We start from the raw sequence: 20,401 nt of genomic DNA on the forward strand, positions 1-20,401 counted from the left end.
TCCCATGCAGAAAGTTCCCACAAAGATCGGCCTTCCTGACGACGCCCATGGAAATCGGGCGGGCGTGACTGCTATAAAGACAGCCGGTCTGGATTCACGATGGTTTCACAATGCCACCTGCGCGTGACTATTGTGCCGCGCCCCTCCCAAAGAATACTAGTGCCCTGACATGAGCCAACACCTTCAACACGATGTCCTGGTTATCGGCAGCGGTGCTGCCGGCCTTAGCGTGGCCTTGAACCTCCCCGCGCACCTGCGCATCGCGGTGCTGAGCAAGGGCGACCTGGCCAACGGCTCCACGTTCTGGGCCCAGGGCGGCGTCGCGGCCGTGCTGGACGACGCCGACACCGTCCAGTCGCACGTCGAGGACACCCTCGACGCTGGCGGCGGCCTGTGCAACGAGACGGCCGTGCGGTTCACGGTGGAGCACAGCCGCGAGGCCATCGAGTGGCTGATCGAACAAGGCGTGCCCTTCACCCGGGACGCCGAGACCGACGGAGGCGATCGCAGCTTCCAGTTCCACCTGACCCGCGAGGGCGGGCACAGTCACCGCCGCATCATCCATGCCGCCGATGCCACCGGCGCGGCGATCTTCGCCACGCTGCTCGAACAGGCGCGGCGGCGACCGAACATCGAACTGCTCGAGCAGCGGGTCGCCGTCGACCTGATCACCGAGCGGCGTCTGGGCCTGGACGGCGAGCGCTGCCTGGGCGCCTACGTGCTCGACCGCACCACCGGCGAGGTCGACACCTTCGGCGCGCGCTTCACCGTGCTCGCCACCGGCGGTGCGGCCAAGGTCTACCTCTACACCAGCAACCCTGATGGCGCCTGCGGCGATGGCATCGCCATGGCCTGGCGGGCCGGCTGCCGGGTGGCGAACCTGGAGTTCAACCAGTTTCACCCCACCTGCCTGTATCACCCCCAGGCCAAGAGCTTCCTGATCACCGAAGCGCTGCGCGGCGAAGGTGCGCTGCTGCGCCTGCCCGACGGCGAGCGGTTCATGCCGCGTTTCGATGCCCGTGAAGAACTCGCGCCCCGCGACATCGTCGCCCGCGCCATCGACCACGAGATGAAACGCCTGGGCATCGACTGCGTGTACCTGGACATCACCCACAAGCCTGCCGCGTTCATCAAGCACCACTTCCCCACGGTCTACGAGCGCTGCCTGACCTTCGGCATCGACATCACTCGCCAGCCCATCCCCGTGGTGCCGGCCGCCCACTACACCTGTGGCGGCGTGCTGGTGGACGAACGTGGCCTGACCGACGTGCCTAACCTGTATGCGGTCGGCGAGACCAGTTGCACCGGCCTGCACGGCGCCAACCGCATGGCCAGCAACTCGCTGCTGGAATGCTTCGTCTACGGCCGCTCGGCAGCGCAGGACATCCAGGCGCGCCTCGACCAGGTCGCGCCTCCTTGCGCCCTGCCCTGCTGGGACGCCAGCCAGGTGACCGACTCGGACGAAGACGTGATCATCGCGCACAACTGGGACGAGCTGCGGCGGTTCATGTGGGACTACGTGGGGATCGTGCGCACCAGCAAACGCCTGCAGCGCGCCGAGCATCGGGTGCGGCTGCTGCTCGACGAGATCGACGAGTTCTACAGCAACTACAAGGTCAGCCGCGACCTGATCGAGCTGCGCAACCTGGCGCAAGTGGCCGAACTAATGATCCGTTCGGCGATGGCGCGGCGCGAGTCCCGGGGGTTGCACTACACACTCGACTACCCTGCCCTGTTGCCCCAGGCGTTCGACACTATCCTGCAGCCGCCCAACGCTGCCGACTGAACTTCAGGCGCACCCGCAGGCGGCGGTGTGCGTCCGGCGGCATCGCATCGAACGGGATGCACTGGCTGCGCCCCAGGCGCGCGCCCTGGGGCACGTAGCGCACCACCACCAGGCGCGGCAGCGCCACGCTGTCACGGCACAGACGCACCGGCTGCCAACCGGTCGCTCGGGTGTACAACTGCCAGCCGCCAGGCTCGCAGCGCAGCCCGGTGACCGCGTCTGGATGGCTGAGCAGGATCCGCCGTGGCAGTGCCCAGCAGGCATGCCCCAGGCAGGCGAGCACCATCCCCGCGACCAGCCAGCCCGGCAGCGCCGCCAGGAGGAGCGTGCCCAGGGCCAGGGCCTGGACGATCAGGTACGTCACCAGCAGCAGGCGCGAGCCTTGCCAATGGCACGTGAAGCGGTCACTTGGGCTGGACACGGTCCAGAATGATGCGGACCATGCGCTGCAGCTCAGGGTCTTCGGACTCGTTGCGCTCCATGAACCAGCCGAACATGTCCTGGTCCTCGCAGCTCAGTAGGCGACGGTACAGGGCGCGGTCCTCTTCGCTCAGGGTGGCGTAGACCTCCTGGGTAAACGGCACCAGCAGCACGTCCAGCTCGAGCATGCCGCGTCGGCTGTGCCAGAACAGCCGGTTGAGTTCAGTTTGTTCGACCATGGGACCCTCCTCGAATGGCCGGCCAGTATACAGGCCCGCCCCGTCAGCGACACGCGGCATTGGTCGCACGTGCCTGTCAGCCCCTTCGCGCCCTCGCCGCCCGGCCAGACCACGCACCTACCTATTTTGCCCGTGGCCCTCTATCATGACTGCAGACTTTACCAACTGCGATGACCCATGGCCGACTCCGCGTTCTACTGCCCACTCAGCCACGAAGGCATTCTTGCCGTCCACGGCTCCGATGCCGGCAAGTTCCTGCAGGGACAACTGACCTGCAACCTCAATTACCTCGACCCCGCGCATTCCAGTCTCGGTGCCCGCTGCACACCCAAGGGCCGCATGCAGTCGAGCTTTCGCATCGTGCCGCACGATGCAGGCTTCCTGCTGGCCATGACCCAGGAGCTGCTGGCACCGCAGCTGGCGGACCTGAAGAAATACGCGGTGTTCTCCAAGGCCACCTTGAGCGATGCCAGCGCACACTGGTCGCGCTATGGCCTGCAGCAAGGCGAGCCGCTGCTCGCGGCGCTGGGCCTCGTGCTACCGGACGAAGCGGGCGGGCTCTGCACGCACGAGGGCCTGATCGCCGTCAACGTCTCGCCGCAGCGCGCCGAGCTGTGGGTGCCTGCCGAGCAGCACGAGGCCGTGCTGGCACGCCTGCGTGACGCGCTGCCCGAAGCGCCTTTGGACCACTGGCTGCTCGGCCAGGTGCGAGCCGGCCTGGGCCAGGTCATGGCGCAGACCCGCGAGCTGTTCATCCCGCAGATGATCAACCTGCAGGCCGTCGGCGGCGTGAGCTTCAAGAAGGGCTGCTACACCGGCCAGGAAATCGTCGCGCGCATGCAGTACCTGGGCAAGCTCAAGCGTCGCCAGTACCGTCTGCTGCTGGACGACGGCCAGGCGCCGGCGCCTGGCACCGGCCTGTTCTCCCCGGTGCATGGCTCTTCGGTCGGCGAAGTGGTGCTGGCCGCGCCCACGGGCGAAGGCGGCTGCGAGCTGCTGGCGGTGGTGGCAGCCGATGCCGTCGAGTCCGGGCAGTTGCACCTGGGCAGCCCGGAGGGGCCGCGCCTGACTCTGGCGAGCTTGCCGTACGAACTGGATCGCGACCGGGAAATCCAGCGTTGACCTGCTCGCCCTGCGTGTCGCGCCGGGCGGCCTTCTTTTGCGGTAGCTTTTCATGAATACATTGGCTGAGACGGTCAAGGCACAACTGATGGTCGCCATCGAGAATGACGACCTGGTGCTGCCGACCTTGCCCGAAGTGGCGCTGAGCATCCGTGAAGCCGCCGAGGACAGCGAGATCAGCGTCGCGGCGCTGAGCAAGGTCATCGGCCGCGACGCTGCCTTGGCGGCCCGCCTGATCAAGGTGGTCAACAGCCCGTTGCTGCGGGCGACCGTGGAGGTCACCGACCTGCATACGGCCATCACGCGCCTGGGCGTCAACTACAGCTGCAACTTGGCGATCGGCCTGGTCATCGAACAGATCTTCCACGCCCGCGAGCCGGCCGTGGAACAAAAGCTGCGGGCGATCTGGACCAGCAGCCTGGAAGTGGCAGGCATCAGCTACGAGCTGTGCCGTCGCTACACCCGGCTCACGCCGGACCAGGCGGCACTGGGCGGCCTGGTGCACCAGATCGGCGCCTTGCCGATCCTGATCCATGCCCAGGAGCACAACGAACTGCTCTCCGACCCGGTCTGCCTGGACTACGTGATCGAGCAGATCCAGCCGGCGCTGGGCGACAAGATCCTCAGCGCCTGGGAGTTTCCCGAGCAGCTGGTGCGGCTGCCTGGGCAACTTCAGGACCTGGATCGCCACACCGCGCGCATCGACTACATCGACATCGTGCAGCTGGCCCGGCACGTGAGCCTGGGCGAGCCGGGGCGTGCGCTCGACACCCTCCCCGCCTACCGGCACCTGAGCCTGCCCACCGGCACCCGGCTGGAGGCGGCCGAACTGCTGCACGCACGCGGCCTGCTGCGCTGAAGGTCAGTCGGCGATGAAGCTGACGCGCACCTTCAGCCCCCCGTTCTCGCCGTCGTGCAAGGTGATCTGCGCCAGGTGCGCACGGCAGATCTCGCCCACGATCGCCAGGCCCAGCCCCGTGCCGTGCGGCCCGCGCCGGTAGAAGCGCTCGAACACGCGCTCGCGTTCGCTTTCCGGGATGCCCGGCCCGTCGTCCTCGACCTCGAGCACCGCAGGCGCCAGCACTCGAAGCACCACGTCGCCACCGGACGGGGTGTGGGCCAGGGCATTGTCCACCAGGTTGCTGAGCAGTTCGTTGAGCAAGGTCGGCTCGCCCTTGAGCCAGACCGGCGCCTGCGCCTCCAGGGCCAGAGAGACCCCACGGGCGTGGGCCAGCGGCGCCATGGCCATGCCCAGTTCACGGGTCAGCTGGCTGAGGTCCAGGCGCTGCGCGCCGCCCTCGGCGATCGCCCGGGCACCGTTCTCCACGCGCGCCAGCGAGAGCAGCTGGTTGGCCAGGTGCGTCAGGCGATCGGTGCCCTGCACCGCCGATTCCAGCGTCTGCCGCCAGGTCTGCGGGTCATGGGCCCGCAGGCCCAGTTCGACCCGCGCCTTGAGCACCGCCAACGGCGTGCGCAACTCATGGGCCGCCTCGGCAATGAACTGCGCCTGACGCTGGAACTGGCCACGCAGGCGCTCGGTGAAGTGATCGAGGGCCCGCACCAAGGGCTCCAGCTCACGCTGCACCTGCACCACCGGCAAGGCGCGCAGATCGTCCGGCTGGCGCTCCTCGACCGCCGTGCGCAGGCGCTCCAGCGGGCGCAGGGCGGCGCTCACCGCGAACCAGACCATCAGCAATGCGCCGAGCGCCAGCATCCCCAGCCGCAGCAGCGTATCGGCCATCAGGCTGCGGGCCATGCTGACGCGCGCTTCCTCGGTCTCGGCCACGCGGATCTCCGCCATGCCGTTCATGTTCGGCTCGCTGACGGCCTTGAGCAGGCTGACCACGCGCACATTCTCGCCCAGGTACCTGGCGTTGTAGAACCGCGCCAGGGCGGGGTAGTCATCGGTGCGTGGGCTGTTGGCGGGCGGTGCGGGCAGGTGCTCGTAGCCCGAGATCAGCCGCTGGTGAATGTCCAGCACCTGGTAGTAGATACGGCCGGCACTGTCGTAGGCGAACGTGTCCAGCGCCACGTAGGGCACCTCGGCGCTGAGCGTGCCGTCGCGCTGGGACAACCCGGCGGCGATGGTCCGCGCCGAGGCCAGCAAGGTGCGGTCGTAGGCGGTGTCGGCCGCCTCGCGCCCGTTCCAGTAGGCACTCAGGCCACTGGCGAGCATCAGCACCACCAGCAGCAGTGCCAGGTTCCACAGCAATCGCCCGCGCAGGCTGCCGGTGTCACGCATCGCGGTGCTCGAGCAGATAGCCCAGGCCACGGAAGGTGACGATGGCGACCGGCTGACCGTCGAGCTTCTTGCGCAGCCGGTGGATGTAGATCTCGATGGCGTCGGGGCTGGCCTCCTGGTCCAGGCCGAAGACCTGCGCGGCGAGCTGCTCCTTGCTCATCACCCGGCCCGGGCGAGCGATCAGCGCCTCCAGCACGCTCTGCTCGCGCGAAGTCAGGGTCAAGGTGGCATCGCCCAGGCTGAAGCGCCGGGTATCGAGGTCATAGACCAGCGGGCCACAGCGCTGCTGACGCTCGCCACCCAGCACGCTGCGGCGCAGCAGCGCCTTGACCCGGGCTTCCAGTTCGGTCAGCTCGAAAGGCTTGGCCAGGTAATCGTCGGCGCCCAGGTTGAGCCCGTGGACCCGGTCCCTGACGTCGCTGCGCGCCGTGAGCATCAGCACCGGCAGGTTGCGCCCTCGCCCGCGCAGGCGTGCCAGCACCTCGAAACCGTCCATGCGCGGCAGGCCGACGTCCAGCACCGCCACCGCATAGTCTTCGCTGGCCAGGGCCAGGTCCGCAGCGACGCCGTCGTGCAGCACGTCGACCGTCAGGCCCGTGCTCTTGAGCGCCTGGGCCACGCTTTCCGCCAGTTGCAGGTGGTCTTCGACCAGCAGCACACGCATCGTTGTCTCCCCTCGCCAATCGGTGGATGGCGCGAAGTGTACCCTGCCGGCGCGGTCGTGAAGCCCCTTGTAACAATCCTTTCAAATTGAAAGCTTGGTGAAAGGTTCATTCCCTAGCATCGCACCACGGCACAGCAAAGATGCCGGCTATGCACCTCGACTGTGCGTCCAATAAGAACAAGAAATGGAGTCATCGATATGCTGCCACCGCAGCCCCTGGCGTGCGCGCCACACCGATCCCTTTCCGTCCGCCCGTCCGCCATCACCTGTGCCCTGGCCTTCGCCAGTGCAGCGCCGATGAGCCAGGCTGCCTTCTTCGAAGACAGCACCGCGACCCTCGAAACCCGCAACATGTACTTCAACCGCGACTTCCGCGATGGCACCAGCCGTCAGCAGTCCAAGCGCGACGAGTGGGCCCAGGGCTTCATGCTCAACGTCCAGTCCGGTTACACCGAAGGCACGGTCGGTTTCGGCGTGGACGCGCTCGGCATGCTGGGGGTCAAGCTCGATTCCAGCCCGGACCGGACCGGCACCGGCCTGTTGCCGACCCATGACGACGGACGCGCCGCCGACGAATATTCCAAGCTGGGCCTGACCGGCAAGGTGCGCATCTCCAAGACCGAACTCAAGGTCGGCACGCTGATCCCCGACCTGCCGACCGTGCAGCCCAACGACGGGCGCATCCTGCCGCAGACCTTCGAGGGCGCGCTGGTCAGCTCCGAGGACCTGGAGCGCTTCACGCTCATCGGTGGCCGCCTGGAGAAAGCCAAGGATCGCGACAACACCAACCGTGAAGACATCGCGATCAACAACAAGAACAACCGCTTCGGGGCGACCGTGGCGGGCGAGCATTTCGACCTGGCCGGTTTCGACTATGCGTTCAACGATCGCATCAGCGGCAGCTACCACTTCGCCCAGCTGGACGAAGTCTATCGCCAGCATTTCCTGGGCCTGGTGATCAACCAGCCGTTGGGGCCGGGCATCCTGGGCGCCGACGTGCGCCTGTCGAGCAGCGACGAGCAGGGCCAGGCCCGTGCCGGGCGCATCGACAACACCACCTTCAACGGCCTGGTCAGCTATGGCCTGAACGGGCACAAGTTCAGCGCCGCCTACCAGCAGCTGTCCGGCGACAGCGCCTTCCCCTACCTCGACGGCGCTGACCCCTACCTGGTCAACTTCGTCCAGATCAACGATTTTGCCAACGCCGACGAACGCTCCTGGCAAATGCGCTACGACTACAACTTCGGCAAGCTCGGCATCCCGGGCCTGACCTTCATGACCCGCTACCTGAGCGGCGACAACGTCAGCCGTGCCGCCGGCGGCGAAGGCCGCGAGTGGGAACGCGACACCGAATTCAAGTACGTCGTGCAGACCGGCCCGTTGAAGAACGTCGCCGTGCGCCTGCGCAACGCCACCTTCCGCTCGAACTTCGCCCGCGACGCCGATGAGGTGCGCGTGCTGGTGAGCTACAGCGTGGCCCTGTGGTAATCCGACAACAACAACGCTCACGGAGACCGACCATGACCCCAACCCTACGCCGCCTCGTCCTCGCCACCGGCTGCCTGCTGCTGGCCGGCCAGGCGCTGGCCGCCGAACCCAAGCGCCCCGAATGCATCGCCCCGGCCTCGCCGGGTGGCGGCTTCGACCTGACCTGCAAGCTGGTGCAGAGCGCGCTGGTCAACGAGAAGATCCTCAGCAAGCCCATGCGCGTGACCTACATGCCCGGCGGCGTCGGTGCAGTGGCCTACAACGCGGTGGTCGCCCAGCGTCCGGGCGATGCCGGCACCCTGGTGGCCTGGTCCAGCGGTTCGCTGCTGAACCTGGCCCAGGGCAAGTTCGGCCGCTTCGACGAGAACGCGGTGAGGTGGCTGGCCGCCGTCGGCACCAGCTACGGCGCCATTGCGGTCAAGAGCGACTCGCCCTACAAGACCCTGGACGACCTGGTCGCGGCCCTGAAGAAGGACCCGAGCAAGGTGGTGATCGGTTCGGGCGGCACCGTGGGCAGCCAGGACTGGATGCAGACCGCGCTGATCGCCAAGGCCGCCGGGATCAACCCGCGTGACCTGCGCTACGTGGCGCTCGAAGGCGGCGGTGAAATCGCCACCGCGCTGCTGGGCGGGCACATCCAGGTCGGCTCGACCGACATCTCCGACTCCATGCCGCACATCCAGAGCGGCAACATGCGTCTGCTGGCAGTGTTCTCGGAAAACCGCCTGGACGACCCCGAGATGAAGGACATCCCCACCGCCAAGGAGCAGGGCTACGACATCGTCTGGCCGGTGGTGCGCGGTTTCTACCTCGGGCCGAAGGTCAGCGACGAAGACTACGCCTGGTGGAAGGCCTCGTTCGACAAGCTGCTGGCGTCGGACGACTTCGCCAAGCTGCGTGACCAGCGCGAGCTGTTCCCCTTCGCCATGACCGGCGAAGCGCTCGACGTCTACGTGAAGAAGCAGGTCGCCGACTACAAGGCACTGGCCAAGGAATTCGGCCTGGTCCAGTAATCGCCCCGGGCCGGCGTGCCCCTGCAGCGACTCGCGTGCCGACGCGGTCGCAGGGTGCACGCCGTCAGCCTCATCCTTTTCGAGGATTTCCCCATGATCCTGCAACGCCTCTTCGCGCTGGTGCTGCTGGCGGTGTGCGCCGTGCTGGCGGTGATGGCCTGGCCCTACCAGGCCGCGTTTTCCTACGAGCCGGTCGGCCCCCGCGCCTATCCGCTGCTCATGCTCGGGCTGATGAGCCTGGGCCTGTTGTACCTGGCCATTCGCCCGACGCCGATCGTGCGCAAGGACGACGAACCGCCACTGGACCGTGAGACCCTGATCAAGATCGCCTGCTGCATCGGCCTGCTGCTGGTCTTCGCCGCGACCTTCGAACCGTTGGGCTTCATCCTCAGCGCCATCCTGGCCGGTCTGCCCATGGCCCGTCTCTACGGCGGTCGCTGGCTGCACAGCGCCGTGGTGGTGGTCGGCATGAGCCTGTTCCTGTACTGGCTGTTCGACCGTGTGATGGATGTACCGCTGCCCCTGGGCCTGCTCGACGTTCTGGAGAACTGACACATGGATACCTTGAGTTATCTCGGCCAGGGCTTCGGCGTCGCGCTGACCCCTTACAACCTGGTCACTGCCTTGTCTGGCACCCTCATCGGCACGGTGGTCGGCCTGCTGCCGGGCCTGGGCCCGATCAACGGCGTCGCCCTGCTGATCCCGATCGCCTTCGCCCTGGGCCTGCCGCCGGAGTCGGCGCTGATCCTGCTGGCGGCGGTGTACCTGGGGTGCGAGTACGGCGGGCGCATCAGCTCGATCCTGCTCAACATCCCCGGCGAAGCCTCGACGGTGATGACCACCCTGGACGGCTACCCCATGGCCCGCAAGGGCCTGGCTGGCGTGGCCTTGTCGCTGTCGGCCTGGAGCTCGTTCATCGGCGCCTTCATCGCCACCTGCGGCATGGTGCTGTTCGCGCCGCTGCTGGCCAAGTGGGCGATCGCCTTCGGCCCGGCCGAGTACTTCGTGCTGATGGTGTTCGCCATCGTCGCACTGGGCGGCATGGCCGGCGACAAACCGCTGAAGACCTTCATCGCCGCCCTGATCGGCCTGTTCCTGTCGGCCGTCGGCATCGATGCCAACAGCGGCGTCTACCGCTTCACCGGCGACAGCGTGCACCTGGCCGACGGCATCCAGTTCGTGGTGCTGGTGCTGGGCCTGTTCTCGATCAGCGAGATCCTGCTGCTGCTGGAAAAGACGCACCACGGTCACCAGGCGGTCAAGGCCACCGGGCGCATGCTGTTCAACGTCAAGGAAGCGGCCTCGGTGTTCGCGGTCAACATCCGCTGTGGCCTGCTCGGCTTCGTGATGGGCGTGCTGCCTGGCGCCGGCGCGACGCTGGCCAGTGCCGTGGCGTACATGACCGAGAAGCGCATCGCCGGTGAGAGCGGCACCTTCGGCAAGGGCGACGCCCGCGGCCTGGCTGCGCCGGAAACCGCCATCGGTGCCTCGTGCTGTGGCGCCCTGGTGCCGATGCTGACGCTCGGTGTGCCAGGTTCCGGGACCACGGCCGTGATGATCGGCGCACTGACGCTGTACAACATCACCCCAGGCCCCCTGCTGTTCCAGCAGCAGCCAGACATCGTCTGGGGCCTGATCGCCTCGCTGTTCGTCGCCAACATCATGCTGGTCATCCTGAACATTCCGATGATCCGCATCTTCACCCGCATCCTTGCCGTGCCGAACTGGGCGCTGGTGCCGGTGATCGCGATCATCACCGGGATCGGCGTGTACGCCGTGCATGCGACCACCTTCGACCTGTTCCTGATGGTCGGCATCGGCATCATGGGCTACATCCTGCGCAAGCTGGACTTCCCGCTGTCGCCGATCCTGCTCGGCTTCATCCTGGGTGGGCTGATGGAGCAGAACCTGCGCCGCGCGCTGTCGATCTCCAACGGCGAGCTGGGCATCCTGTGGTCGAGCCCGATCAGCCTGGGGGTGTGGGTGCTGACCCTGTGCATGCTGGCCTTGCCACTGCTGCGCATCTGGCGTCGCCGTGCCCGTCAGCGCCAGGCGGCGGCCGGTGCCTGATCGCACCCTCCCGCTGTACTGGGCCACCGGCCTGGTCGGTCTGGCCGGCGGCCTGCTCGCCAGCCAGATCGGCTGGCCACTGCCCTGGATGGTCGGCTCGTTGCTGGCGATCATCCTGGTGCGCTGCCTGACTCCCTGGCAGCTTCCCGAGATCCCCAACGGCCGCAAGTGCGGCCAGTGGATCATCGGCATCGGCATCGGCCTGCACTTCACCCCCGAGGTGATCGAGCAGGTCGCCAGCCACTTCCTCCTGATCCTGTTCGGTGCGCTCCTGGTCACGGTATCGAGCGTGGTCGGTGTCTGGTTGCTCAGACGGGGCGGCGAAGACCCCGCCACGGCGTTCTTCGCCAGCATGCCGGGCGGCTCGGGCGAAATGGTCAACCTCGGCGCCCGCAACGGCGCAGCGCTTGGTCAGGTGGCCGCAGCACAGAGCCTGCGGGTACTGGCGGTGGTGCTGTGCGTACCGGCGCTGTTCAAGTTTCTGCTCGGTGACGGCGTCCCCTTGACCCATGCCGGCCAGGTGAGCTGGGGCTGGCTGGCGCTGGTCGCCCCGCTCGGCCTGCTGGCAGCGTGGCTCTGGCAACGCCTGCGTCAACCCAACCCCTGGCTGTTCGGGCCGCTGCTGGTCGCGGCCAGCATCAGCCTGGCCGCCGACCTGCGCATCGGCCTGCCAGCGGGCGGCAGCCAGGTCGGTCAATGGCTGATCGGCAGCGGGCTGGCCTGTCATTTCAACCGTGCCTTCTTCCGCCGAGCCCCGGCGTTTCTCGGGCGTACGCTGCTGGCCACGGCGCTGAGCATGTCGATCGCCGGGGGCGCTGCCTGGGCGCTCAGTCGCCTGAGCCAACTGGACCTGCGCTCGCTCACCCTGGGCATGATGCCGGGCGGGATTGCCGAGATGAGCCTGACCGCCGAGACCCTGCAGCTGTCGGTCCCCCTGGTGACCGCGATGCAGGTGATGCGGTTGCTGTTCGTGCTGTTTCTGGCCGAGCCGCTGTTCAGGCGCTGGAATGGACGCCGAGGTGACTGACGCCTGCTGCAGCGTCTGCGCGATCGAATCGCGGGCAAGCCCGCTCCCACACCCGTAGCCACACCGCGATGCTACAGTCTGTCGCACTCCCCCCTGTGGGGCTTGCCCGCCTGCTTCACGAGGTGCCTGGCACCCTCCCCTGAGCAGCCCCTACTCCACCGTTTCCGGCAACGACCAGTCGATCGGCGTCATGCCCCGCTGCTCCAGGAACGCATTGGTCCGGCTGAAATGCCCGCACCCGAAGAACCCGCGGTAGGCCGACAGCGGCGAGGGGTGCACCGACTTGAGAATCAGGTGCTTGGTCCCGTCGATCAGCTTCTGCTTGCTCTGCGCATGGGCGCCCCACAGCAGGAACACGACATGCTCGCACTGCTCGCTGACCACCTGGATAACCCGATCGGTGAAGAACTCCCAGCCCTTCTTGGCATGGGAGGCGGCATTGCCGCGCTCGACCGTCAGGGTGGTGTTGAGCAGCAGCACGCCTTGTTCGGCCCAACGCTGCAGGTAACCGTGGCTCGGGATCGGCAGGTTCAGGTCGCGGTGCAGCTCTTTGAAGATGTTGACCAGCGACGGCGGCGTGGGCACGCCCGGCTGCACCGAGAAGCACAGCCCGTGCGCCTGGCCAGGGCCGTGGTAAGGGTCCTGGCCGAGGATGACCACCTTGACCTGGTCCAGCGGCGTGGAATTGAGCGCGCTGAAGATCAGCGGCCCTGGTGGGTAGATCTGCTTGCCCGCGGCATACTCATGGCGCAGGAACTCGCGCAACTGGTGCATGTAGGGCTGGTCGAACTCGGCACGCAGCGCGGCTTTCCAGCTGGGTTCGAGCTTGATGCGATCGTCGTCGGTCATGGATTCGTCCGTTGGCAAGGTGGCGCGACGGTAGGAAAGCCATCGTGCATTGTCAATCAGTCCGACCACAGCCAGGCGCGTTCGCTCCGAGCAGCCATACTAGAGGCGGTCTTGAAGAGGGAACACCATGTCCATTCATTGTGAAGTGCATACCGGCGCGTTCGGCGCACGCATCGGTATTGCGACGCTCGATGCACCCAGGTCGCTCAACGCCCTTGACCTGGCGATGATCGAAACGCTCGACGGCCACCTGCGGTCTTGGGCAGAGGATCCGAAGGTCGCCTGCGTACTGCTGCGCGGCAATGGCCCGAAGGCCTTCTGCGCAGGCGGCGACGTGCGCAGCCTGGTCCAGGCGTGCCGCGAGCAGCCTGGCAGCGCCCCACCACTGGCCGCACGCTTCTTCGCCACCGAATACCGGCTCGACCATCGCTTGCACACCTACCCCAAGCCCGTGCTCTGCTGGGGCCACGGGCACGTGCTCGGCGGTGGCATGGGCCTGTTGCAAGGGGCGTCCATCCGCATCGTCACACCCAGCAGCCAGTTGGCGATGCCTGAAATCAGCATCGGCCTGTACCCGGATGTCGGTGCCAGCTGGTACCTGAGCCGCCTGCCCGGCCGACTGGGCCTGTTCCTCGGCCTGACGGGCGCCCCGATCAACGCCCATGATGCCCTGGACCTGGGGTTGGCCGATCGCTTTCTCAACGAATCGCAACAGGATTCGCTGATCGACGAACTGCTGCAGCTCGACTGGGACGCGCATGTCGACCTGCAGCTCAACAGCCTGCTCAAGGCCGAGCAGCGTTGCGCGATCGACGCACTGCCTGCGGCCCAGTGGTTGCCACGTCGGGCACGAATCGATGCAGTGCTGGACGTTGCCGACCCCGTCGCCGCCTGGCAGGCCGTGTCGGCGTTGCGTCATGACGACGACCCCCTGCTGGCAGCGGCCGGCCAGCGCCTGCACGAAGGCTGTCCGCTGACTGCGCGCCTGGTCTGGGAGCAGCTCAAGCGCGCCCGTCACCAATCGCTCGCCCAGGCCCTGCGCATGGAATACACCCTGAGCCTGAACTGCTGCCGCCACCCCGAATTCAGCGAGGGGGTGCGCGCACGCCTGCTGGACAAGGACAACGCCCCGCACTGGCACTGGCCCGACATCGCCCGTGTGCCGGATGCCGTCGTGGCAGCGCACTTCCAGGAGGACCGCCAGACGCCCCACCCGCTGGCCGATCTGGTGTGATCACCGCTGCCAGCCGCGTGGCCCCCAGCCCGGGGAACGCGTGCCTGGCACGCCACGTTGATCGAACGCACGCCGCTGCTCCTGGTAGCGGCGGTCGTAGAGGCGGCGGTCGCGATCACCTCCGTAGTCGTAGCGACGACGCTGCCCGATGAACCGACGGTCCTGGGCATCACCGCCCTGCCAGTGCGGGTTCAGGCCTGGCGGCGGGTACGGCACGAAGCGTGGCGGCCGCGCATGCCGGTGATAGGCGCGTGGCGGCACCGCGTAGTACCCCGGGGGCGTCACCACTTCATAGCGGTCGACTTGATAATAGGTCGGATAGACAGGGCGGTCGGTGCTGTAGTACTGGGTAGTGTAGGAACCGACATAGGGTGTACACGCCGTGGTCAACAGCCCCAACCAGGCAATCAGCAGCAGTCGTCTGTACATGGCGGCCTCCTGGACCGCTGAGGTTCCGGCCAGCGACGCTGGCAGGCGCGATCGCCACACGGGGATCGACCCTGAATCAGACTGACGAACAGGCGTGCAGTGCCGTCCTTGCAATAAATTGAAACAAAGCTTTACGCCGCTCACATATTCGACTCATTTCGCCACGATCGCTCTAAACTGGCGCCACAGGCACACATCACAGGAAGATCATGCCGTCACGTTCCGTTCTGCTTTCGCAACGCTCGCTGATCTTCACGCTTCTGCTCTTGCTGGCCTGCGGCTTCCTGGCGACTTCGTTCCTGAGCTATTTCGCCTCACGCAGCGCCTTGCGCGACAATCTGCTGAACACCGAACTGCCGCTGACCTCGGACCGGGTGTACGCCGAGATCCAGAAGGACCTGGTGCACCCCATCCTGGTCGCCGCGATGATGGCGCGCGACACCTTCCTGCGCGACTGGATCCTGGGTGGCGAACAGGCCCCCCAGCGAGTGACCCGTTACCTGGAGGAGATCGTGAGCGAACAGGCGGCGTGCACCGCCTTCTTCGTGTCCGACCGCAGCCAGCGCTACTACCAGGCCAAGGGCGTGCTGAAGCAGGTGTCGCCCACGGCCTGGCGGGATGCCTGGTATTTCCGGCTCAAGGACACCAAGACGCCCTACGAGATCAACGTCGACCTGGACATGGCCAACCAGGACGCGCTCACGGTGTTCGTCAACTACCGCGTACTCGACTACCAGCAACGCTTCATCGGCGCCGCCGGTGTGGGCCTGAGTGTCGATGCGGTGGTCGCGCTGATCGATGAATACCAGCAACGCTATCAGCGCTCGGTGTTCTTCACCGATGCGCAGGGGCGCGTGCTGCTGACCGGCTCCACAGGCGGCCCCCACGGGTTGCGGGCCAACCAGTCGCTGGACCGGCAGGCGCCGTGGAACGCGCTGCTGACCGATCGGCCCATTCCCAGCGAGGGCAGCCACGAATACCGCGACGCGGCAGGTCAGCGTCACTTCATGAACGTGCGCCTGGTCCCTGAGCTGAACTGGTACCTGATGGTCGACAAGCGCGAGGACGGTACCCTGGACCGTATTCGCCAGTCGCTGTACCTCAACCTGGCGATCTGCGCCATGATCACCCTGGTGGTGCTTTCGCTGCTCCATGCCATGCTCAAGCGTCACCAGCACGACACCGAGGCCCTGGCCGGCCTGGACAGTCTCACCGGCCTGCCGAACCGCCGCAGCTTCGACCGTACGGCAGGCCAGGCCCTGGACGATGCCCAGCGCGAGCATGAGCCGCTGGTCGCCCTGCTGATCGACCTGGACCACTTCAAGGCGCTCAACGACACCCATGGCCACCTGGCCGGCGACGAAGTGCTGCGCGAGTTCGCCCTGGTCCTGCGCAGCAGCCTGCGGCAGACGGACATCCTGTGCCGCTGGGGTGGCGAAGAGTTCATCGTGCTGCTGCGCGGGGTCGAACCGGCGCGGGCGCACGAGGTGGCCGAGAAGATCCGTCGCCGCACCGAACAGCTGGCCTTCGCCTTCACCGACCATCCCCTGCGCCTGACCACCAGCATCGGCTTGAGTTACCGGCGACCCGACGATACCCTGCACAGCCTGATCAGCCGCGCCGACGATGCGCTGTATCAGGCCAAGCAGCGCGGACGCAACCGGGTCTGCGCCGAACCCAGCGATGCCTGACCTCGACCATGACCGACACACGACGCTGCCCCGCCTGCGGGGGCCTCAACGACTGCGCCCTGGCCGACCCTGCCACTGCCACGCAGGCCTGCTGGTGCTTCGCGGTGAAGATCGACCCGGCCGTGCTCCAGGCCCTCGCCGCCGACCTGCGCGACCGTGCCTGCCTGTGCCCGCGCTGTGCGCAGGGCCTTGATCAGGCACCGCGCGACACACCCGTGGCATGACCCTTTCCTTCCCGCGATCGGACTGACCATGCGCCTGGACCGCTTTCTCGGCAACCTGCCGTGTTTCAACCGCCAGCAGGTGCGCCTGTTGCTGGCCCAGCGGCATGTGCGCGTCAATGGGCAGGTGGCCGACGACCCGCGGCACGACGTCAGCGTCTTCGATCGCATCGAGGTCGAGGCGCGTGTGGTGCAGGTCGGCGAGCCTGCGCACTACTGGATGCTGCACAAGCCGGCAGGTTGCGTCAGCGCCACCCTCGACCCGGAACACCGCACGGTGATCGACCTGCTGCCAGCCGGCATGGGCCACGGCCTGCACATCGCCGGCCGGCTCGACTACAACACCACCGGCCTGATGATCCTGACCAACGACGGGCAATGGTCACGCCGCCTGACCCAACCGGCCACCAAGCTGCCCAAGGTGTACCTCGTCGAGACGCAAGACGAAATCACCGACCAGTATGCGCAGGCGTTTCGCCAGGGCATCTACTTCGCCTTCGAAGACCTCACCACCCTCCCGGCCGACTTGACCGTGCTGGGCCCGCGCCTGGCGCGGCTGAGCATCGTCGAGGGGCGTTATCATCAGGTGAAACGGATGTTCGGGCACTTCGACAACAAGGTGATAGCGCTGCACCGGGAACGGATGGGGAACATCGTGCTGGATGAGGGATTGGCGCCTGGGCAGTATCGAGCCTTGACGGCTGCGGAGATCGCGCAGGTTTGAAAGGCGGGCGCCTTCAGGTTTTTTTGAGCCTCAGGCTTCTCATCGGGCCGAGGTTCTGGTAAAACGTTCAGCTCCGAAGCGAGTGCTGGTCATAACCAGGCGGCATAAGGCAAGACGCGGCGGAGCGCTCGACAAGCGGGTATAGTTTAGTGGCAAAACGAAAGCTTCCCAAGCTTTAGTTGAGGGTTCGATTCCCTCTACCCGCTCCATCTCTTCCTTTCCAAAAAACGCAGAAAACCTCCATCGAGCCTCTCGAGCCATTGAAGATAAACGGTTTGCGCCCGACTCGATTAGGTGATGCTCGTCGCCTTCAAGCCAAGGCGTCTTGATCCATCGTCCGACCGATCTTTAGCACCTGCGACCTTCATTGTTGCCGGTAACGGACCGCTCGTGATCGGCATCTGGTTGCCTGCCCGCGTTTAGCAACCTGCCATTATTTCGACATCCGCTGAGCCCAGCGTCAAAACCGCTGACAAGGCATACACGTCCTCCAATTTGGATTGACGCTCTCTGCCCGTAGCGCAAGGCAAAGGCAATCCTGGCACTTGCGCTATCCATGGGCAGCAAGCAAAAGCAGATGTTATTGCCAGCCACCCATCGAGCAGCGAAAACGCGATCAAGCCTGTCTTTTCGAAAAGGCGTGCCCGCTCGGAGCTTCACCTTTGACGAAGACATAATCGCTTGGGCAAAGCTGCTTGTTAACGTTTTGGGGTAAAATTGCCGAATCGTTAGCGTTTTTGAGTCTTCGTTAAAGGATTTCCACCATGCAGATCGGTTTCAAGGCGCTTGCCGCGCAATACGACATCGCACTGGCGCAACCCTTACGCGTCGACTCTGCGATCGGTGCAAGTCGCATCAGCCGCGACATTGGAAACCAGGTCGAAAATCGCTATCCGGCGGCCTACCATCCAGATGACACCTTTGCCGGCCACTTCGAGTTCGGCCTCAAGTATGAAGAAATCCATCTGGAATTCTTCGCACGCCTGTTCGCCGTGACTGGCCCACAGCCGATCGAGGCCTGGTGCAGAAATGAGCCTTTTGGTCAGTACGCCCGCCGCACGGGTTTCCTCTACGAATGGTTGACCGGACAGCAATTGGACATACCCGACGTAGCCAACGGTGGGTACGTCGATGCCATTTCAGCAGACCACTACCTCACGCGGACGCAGCCGACACGTGTACGCCGCTGGCGCATCAACGACAACCTGCCTGGAACCGTGAGCTTATGCCCCATGGTGCGCCGTACGTTGGCGATTCGGGAGGCGCTGCAGTTCGATCTTGGCGCCGAGCTGAACGAACTGGACCGCACCTACGGTGCCGACACGCTGCTTCGTACAGCCAGTTGGCTGACCTTCAAGGAATCGCGTGCGAGCTTCCTGATCGAGAAGGAAGCGGACCAGGCAGACCGTATCCAGCGATTTGCCCATGTCATCGCCCAATACTGCGGCCATATCCAAGATCCGCTGAGCGACAAGAGCCTGCACACGTTGCAAGCCGCAATCCTGGGCCACGATGCATTCGGGCTCGGGCTGCGGCGTTCACCCGTCTTCGTGGGCCAGGCCACCATGCGGGAGAACATCGTGCACTATATTGCGCCGCACTTCGACGACCTGTCATCGATGCTCAAAGGACTGAGCGCGTTCGAGCAGGCAACGCGAGGAGCCGAGTCGCTTGCCCGTGCCGCAGTCCTTGCCTTCGGGTTCGTCTACATTCATCCGATGCGGGATGGCAATGGGCGGATCCACCGTTTCCTGATCAACGATACCCTCGTACGCGACAAGGCCATGCCGGACGGTGTGATCTTGCCAGTCTCGGCTAGCATCACGAGTTCGGCCGAGTTTCGCTCAGGCTATGACCGTGCCCTGGAAGCGTTCTCTCGGCCATTCATGAGACGGTACGCGACCTCCTATCGCTTTGGTGAGGTCGTGACCTATGAGGACGGCACACCGAGCAATTTCATCTTCGATGACTACGACAACGCACGATATGCTTGGCGTTACCCGGACCTGACCGAACACGTGCTGTACACCGCTCGCGTCGTCGCCCATACGGTCCGAGCGGAAATGGCCGAGGAAGCCAAAGTCCTGATGGTCTTTCAGCGTGCACTGGAACGGCTCAAGGAAGTCGTCGAGATGCCTGACCAAGATGCCAATCGAATCATTCGGTCCGTCAAGGACAACAACTGGACGATCTCAGGAAAACTCAAGAAACAGTATCCTCGACTCGAAGACGAATGCCGGGCCGCTCGCATTCTGGAGGCAGTTCGGTCGGCATTTGAGGAACGGGAGGTCGACGACACCGACGAATGAGGTCGACTGTCCCAGCGTTGCTTCGGTCAATCGCGCTGCGCCCCTCTTCACCCGTCCTGCCAAAGCGCGATGCCTACGCCCTGCCTCCCTCTTCTACACGTATACATACAGACACACGATGCCCCTGGCGCATCGCTTGACCGGTCTATTGATGACAACCATTATCATTAACTGGTCGTCGGCCCAGGTCTTTTACGTGATTCACTCTCGCTTCAACGCCTTCTTTCTCAACCAGCGCAGCACCCTGCTGCGCACCTTGCAGCGCCTGGTCGACAACCCCAGTACCGCCGAGGACCTGCTTCAGGACACCTACCTGCGCGTTGCCCGTGCGTTGCGCAAGCGTCCCGTCGAGCACCTGGAGCCGTTCGTGTTCCAGGTGGCGCGCAACCTGGCCCTGGACCATCTGCGGGCACGCAAGCTGCAGGCGCGAACGCTGCTCGACGATGTGCCCGAGGAGGTGCTGCACAACGTGCCCGCACCGATCAGCACCTGCGAGGACGCCGCCCATGCCGAGCGGCTGCTGCGACGCCTCGGCACGCGCCTGACGCTGACCCCGCGTCAGCGACGCATCTTCACCCTCAGCCGCGTCCAGGGCGCCAGCTACCTGGAAATCGCTGCGCGCGTGCAGGTCTCGCCCAGCACCGTGCAGAAGGAGCTGAAGTTGATCATGGGCCTCTGCCAGGAAGTCGCCGGGCGCTTGCGGTAAAGGTCGGTGACAGCGGCCATGTGCAAGATCGCGCCCCTGCCGGCTCGAACGCGCTTTCCGGGCGATCGCCTTGTCGCGTTGCTCCACCCTGTCGATGACGACGCCGACGCCTGTGCACGGCCTCGACGGTTTTTTTTACGCAATTCCGAGGGCTCGTGCGTCTTGTT

Annotated in this window: 20 protein-coding genes and 1 tRNA gene; 15 read left to right on the top strand and 6 right to left on the bottom strand. The window is 65.7% G+C overall.

The features are described from left to right. Positions 1-169: 169 nt before the first annotated feature. Positions 170-1,786 (top strand): L-aspartate oxidase, encoded by a 1,617-nt coding sequence (nadB, locus tag G7Z99_RS05540; RefSeq protein WP_181092583.1) that lies wholly within the window; start codon positions 170-172, stop codon positions 1,784-1,786. On the opposite strand, the gene G7Z99_RS05545 is transcribed toward nadB, so the two are convergent. Both G7Z99_RS05545 and G7Z99_RS05550 read right to left on the bottom strand, forming a co-directional pair. Next, the gene (locus tag G7Z99_RS05545; protein WP_181092584.1) at positions 1,755-2,207 is read right to left on the bottom strand and encodes a protein YgfX; all 453 of its coding nucleotides are present in this window, start codon (positions 2,205-2,207) and stop codon (positions 1,755-1,757) included. The genes nadB and G7Z99_RS05545 overlap by 32 nt on opposite strands. Continuing rightward, positions 2,191-2,445 (bottom strand): FAD assembly factor SdhE, encoded by a 255-nt coding sequence (locus tag G7Z99_RS05550; protein WP_181092585.1) that lies wholly within the window; start codon positions 2,443-2,445, stop codon positions 2,191-2,193. Before G7Z99_RS05550 ends, G7Z99_RS05545 begins: the two co-directional genes overlap by 17 nt. 177 nt (positions 2,446-2,622) lie before the next feature. On the opposite strand from G7Z99_RS05550, the gene ygfZ reads away from it, so the two are divergent. After that, positions 2,623-3,567 (top strand): CAF17-like 4Fe-4S cluster assembly/insertion protein YgfZ, encoded by a 945-nt coding sequence (ygfZ, locus tag G7Z99_RS05555; RefSeq protein ID WP_181092586.1) that lies wholly within the window; start codon positions 2,623-2,625, stop codon positions 3,565-3,567. A 52-nt stretch (positions 3,568-3,619) separates the two neighbouring features. Then, on the top strand, positions 3,620-4,426 hold the full coding sequence (locus G7Z99_RS05560) for an HDOD domain-containing protein (protein WP_181092587.1): 807 nt from the start codon (positions 3,620-3,622) through the stop codon (positions 4,424-4,426). Between the two features lie 3 nt (positions 4,427-4,429). On the opposite strand, the gene G7Z99_RS05565 is transcribed toward G7Z99_RS05560, so the two are convergent. Then, a complete protein-coding gene (locus tag G7Z99_RS05565; protein WP_181092588.1) occupies positions 4,430-5,809 on the bottom strand; it encodes a sensor histidine kinase in 1,380 nt (459 codons plus the stop codon). Next, the gene (locus tag G7Z99_RS05570; protein ID WP_181092589.1) at positions 5,802-6,473 is read right to left on the bottom strand and encodes a response regulator; all 672 of its coding nucleotides are present in this window, start codon (positions 6,471-6,473) and stop codon (positions 5,802-5,804) included. Before G7Z99_RS05570 ends, G7Z99_RS05565 begins: the two co-directional genes overlap by 8 nt. Before the next feature lie 198 nt (positions 6,474-6,671). Between G7Z99_RS05570 and G7Z99_RS05575 the strand changes: the two genes are divergently transcribed. From G7Z99_RS05575 to G7Z99_RS05595, 5 genes are all read left to right on the top strand, one after another. Continuing rightward, positions 6,672-7,961: an OprD family porin gene (locus G7Z99_RS05575; RefSeq protein ID WP_181092590.1), complete on the top strand. Its 1,290-nt coding sequence runs from the start codon at positions 6,672-6,674 to the stop codon at positions 7,959-7,961. A gap of 32 nt (positions 7,962-7,993) precedes the next feature. Next, positions 7,994-8,974: a Bug family tripartite tricarboxylate transporter substrate binding protein gene (locus tag G7Z99_RS05580; RefSeq protein WP_181092591.1), complete on the top strand. Its 981-nt coding sequence runs from the start codon at positions 7,994-7,996 to the stop codon at positions 8,972-8,974. A 93-nt stretch (positions 8,975-9,067) separates the two neighbouring features. Then, the gene (locus G7Z99_RS05585; RefSeq protein ID WP_181092592.1) at positions 9,068-9,526 is read left to right on the top strand and encodes a tripartite tricarboxylate transporter TctB family protein; all 459 of its coding nucleotides are present in this window, start codon (positions 9,068-9,070) and stop codon (positions 9,524-9,526) included. Between the two features lie 3 nt (positions 9,527-9,529). Further along, the gene (locus G7Z99_RS05590) at positions 9,530-11,044 is read left to right on the top strand and encodes a tripartite tricarboxylate transporter permease (protein ID WP_181092593.1); all 1,515 of its coding nucleotides are present in this window, start codon (positions 9,530-9,532) and stop codon (positions 11,042-11,044) included. Continuing rightward, a complete protein-coding gene (locus G7Z99_RS05595; protein WP_181092594.1) occupies positions 11,037-12,071 on the top strand; it encodes an AbrB family transcriptional regulator in 1,035 nt (344 codons plus the stop codon). The genes G7Z99_RS05590 and G7Z99_RS05595 overlap by 8 nt, the downstream gene beginning before the upstream one ends. A gap of 150 nt (positions 12,072-12,221) precedes the next feature. On the opposite strand, the gene ung is transcribed toward G7Z99_RS05595, so the two are convergent. Then, on the bottom strand, positions 12,222-12,920 hold the full coding sequence (gene ung / locus G7Z99_RS05600) for a uracil-DNA glycosylase (RefSeq protein WP_181092595.1): 699 nt from the start codon (positions 12,918-12,920) through the stop codon (positions 12,222-12,224). Between the two features lie 127 nt (positions 12,921-13,047). Here ung and G7Z99_RS05605 point away from each other — a divergent pair, with 127 nt between their 5' ends. Further along, positions 13,048-14,154: an enoyl-CoA hydratase/isomerase family protein gene (locus tag G7Z99_RS05605; RefSeq protein ID WP_181092596.1), complete on the top strand. Its 1,107-nt coding sequence runs from the start codon at positions 13,048-13,050 to the stop codon at positions 14,152-14,154. Here the strand turns inward: G7Z99_RS05605 and G7Z99_RS05610 are convergent, their stop codons facing one another. Then, on the bottom strand, positions 14,155-14,583 hold the full coding sequence (locus G7Z99_RS05610) for a hypothetical protein (RefSeq protein WP_181092597.1): 429 nt from the start codon (positions 14,581-14,583) through the stop codon (positions 14,155-14,157). 209 nt (positions 14,584-14,792) lie between these two features. On the opposite strand from G7Z99_RS05610, the gene G7Z99_RS05615 reads away from it, so the two are divergent. The 6 genes from G7Z99_RS05615 (at position 14,793) to G7Z99_RS05640 (ending at position 20,234) form a co-directional block, all read left to right on the top strand. Then, positions 14,793-16,274: a sensor domain-containing diguanylate cyclase gene (locus tag G7Z99_RS05615; protein WP_181092598.1), complete on the top strand. Its 1,482-nt coding sequence runs from the start codon at positions 14,793-14,795 to the stop codon at positions 16,272-16,274. Between the two features lie 8 nt (positions 16,275-16,282). Next, complete coding sequence (locus tag G7Z99_RS05620; RefSeq protein ID WP_181092599.1) at positions 16,283-16,498, top strand: cysteine-rich CWC family protein; 216 nt, start codon at positions 16,283-16,285, stop codon at positions 16,496-16,498. 28 nt (positions 16,499-16,526) lie between these two features. Beyond that, positions 16,527-17,219 (top strand): pseudouridine synthase, encoded by a 693-nt coding sequence (locus tag G7Z99_RS05625; protein WP_181092600.1) that lies wholly within the window; start codon positions 16,527-16,529, stop codon positions 17,217-17,219. A gap of 135 nt (positions 17,220-17,354) precedes the next feature. Beyond that, positions 17,355-17,428: transfer RNA gene (locus G7Z99_RS05630), tRNA-Gly, on the top strand. 555 nt (positions 17,429-17,983) lie between these two features. Continuing rightward, the gene (locus G7Z99_RS05635; RefSeq protein WP_181092601.1) at positions 17,984-19,528 is read left to right on the top strand and encodes a Fic family protein; all 1,545 of its coding nucleotides are present in this window, start codon (positions 17,984-17,986) and stop codon (positions 19,526-19,528) included. A gap of 196 nt (positions 19,529-19,724) precedes the next feature. Then, complete coding sequence (locus G7Z99_RS05640) at positions 19,725-20,234, top strand: RNA polymerase sigma factor (protein ID WP_181092602.1); 510 nt, start codon at positions 19,725-19,727, stop codon at positions 20,232-20,234. Positions 20,235-20,401 lie beyond the last annotated feature (167 nt).

It is taken from the genome of Pseudomonas entomophila (genome assembly GCF_013523165.1).
Classification (GTDB): Bacteria; Pseudomonadota; Gammaproteobacteria; order Pseudomonadales; family Pseudomonadaceae; genus Aquipseudomonas; species Aquipseudomonas entomophila_A.

Bases quoted from the DNA above. Each gene is read 5' to 3' on its own strand.
- nadB (WP_181092583.1), top strand. From the start codon at position 170: ATGAGCCAACACCTTCAACACGATGTCCTGGTTATCGGCAGCGGTGCT.
- G7Z99_RS05550 (WP_181092585.1), bottom strand. From the start codon at position 2,445: ATGGTCGAACAAACTGAACTCAACCGGCTGTTCTGGCACAGCCGACGC.
- ygfZ (WP_181092586.1), top strand. From the start codon at position 2,623: ATGGCCGACTCCGCGTTCTACTGCCCACTCAGCCACGAAGGCATTCTT.
- G7Z99_RS05560 (WP_181092587.1), top strand. From the start codon at position 3,620: ATGAATACATTGGCTGAGACGGTCAAGGCACAACTGATGGTCGCCATC.
- G7Z99_RS05565 (WP_181092588.1), bottom strand. From the start codon at position 5,809: ATGCGTGACACCGGCAGCCTGCGCGGGCGATTGCTGTGGAACCTGGCA.
- G7Z99_RS05570 (WP_181092589.1), bottom strand. From the start codon at position 6,473: ATGCGTGTGCTGCTGGTCGAAGACCACCTGCAACTGGCGGAAAGCGTG.
- G7Z99_RS05575 (WP_181092590.1), top strand. From the start codon at position 6,672: ATGCTGCCACCGCAGCCCCTGGCGTGCGCGCCACACCGATCCCTTTCC.
- G7Z99_RS05580 (WP_181092591.1), top strand. From the start codon at position 7,994: ATGACCCCAACCCTACGCCGCCTCGTCCTCGCCACCGGCTGCCTGCTG.
- G7Z99_RS05585 (WP_181092592.1), top strand. From the start codon at position 9,068: ATGATCCTGCAACGCCTCTTCGCGCTGGTGCTGCTGGCGGTGTGCGCC.
- G7Z99_RS05590 (WP_181092593.1), top strand. From the start codon at position 9,530: ATGGATACCTTGAGTTATCTCGGCCAGGGCTTCGGCGTCGCGCTGACC.
- ung (WP_181092595.1), bottom strand. From the start codon at position 12,920: ATGACCGACGACGATCGCATCAAGCTCGAACCCAGCTGGAAAGCCGCG.
- G7Z99_RS05605 (WP_181092596.1), top strand. From the start codon at position 13,048: ATGTCCATTCATTGTGAAGTGCATACCGGCGCGTTCGGCGCACGCATC.
- G7Z99_RS05610 (WP_181092597.1), bottom strand. From the start codon at position 14,583: ATGTACAGACGACTGCTGCTGATTGCCTGGTTGGGGCTGTTGACCACG.
- G7Z99_RS05615 (WP_181092598.1), top strand. From the start codon at position 14,793: ATGCCGTCACGTTCCGTTCTGCTTTCGCAACGCTCGCTGATCTTCACG.
- G7Z99_RS05620 (WP_181092599.1), top strand. From the start codon at position 16,283: ATGACCGACACACGACGCTGCCCCGCCTGCGGGGGCCTCAACGACTGC.
- G7Z99_RS05625 (WP_181092600.1), top strand. From the start codon at position 16,527: ATGCGCCTGGACCGCTTTCTCGGCAACCTGCCGTGTTTCAACCGCCAG.
- G7Z99_RS05635 (WP_181092601.1), top strand. From the start codon at position 17,984: ATGCAGATCGGTTTCAAGGCGCTTGCCGCGCAATACGACATCGCACTG.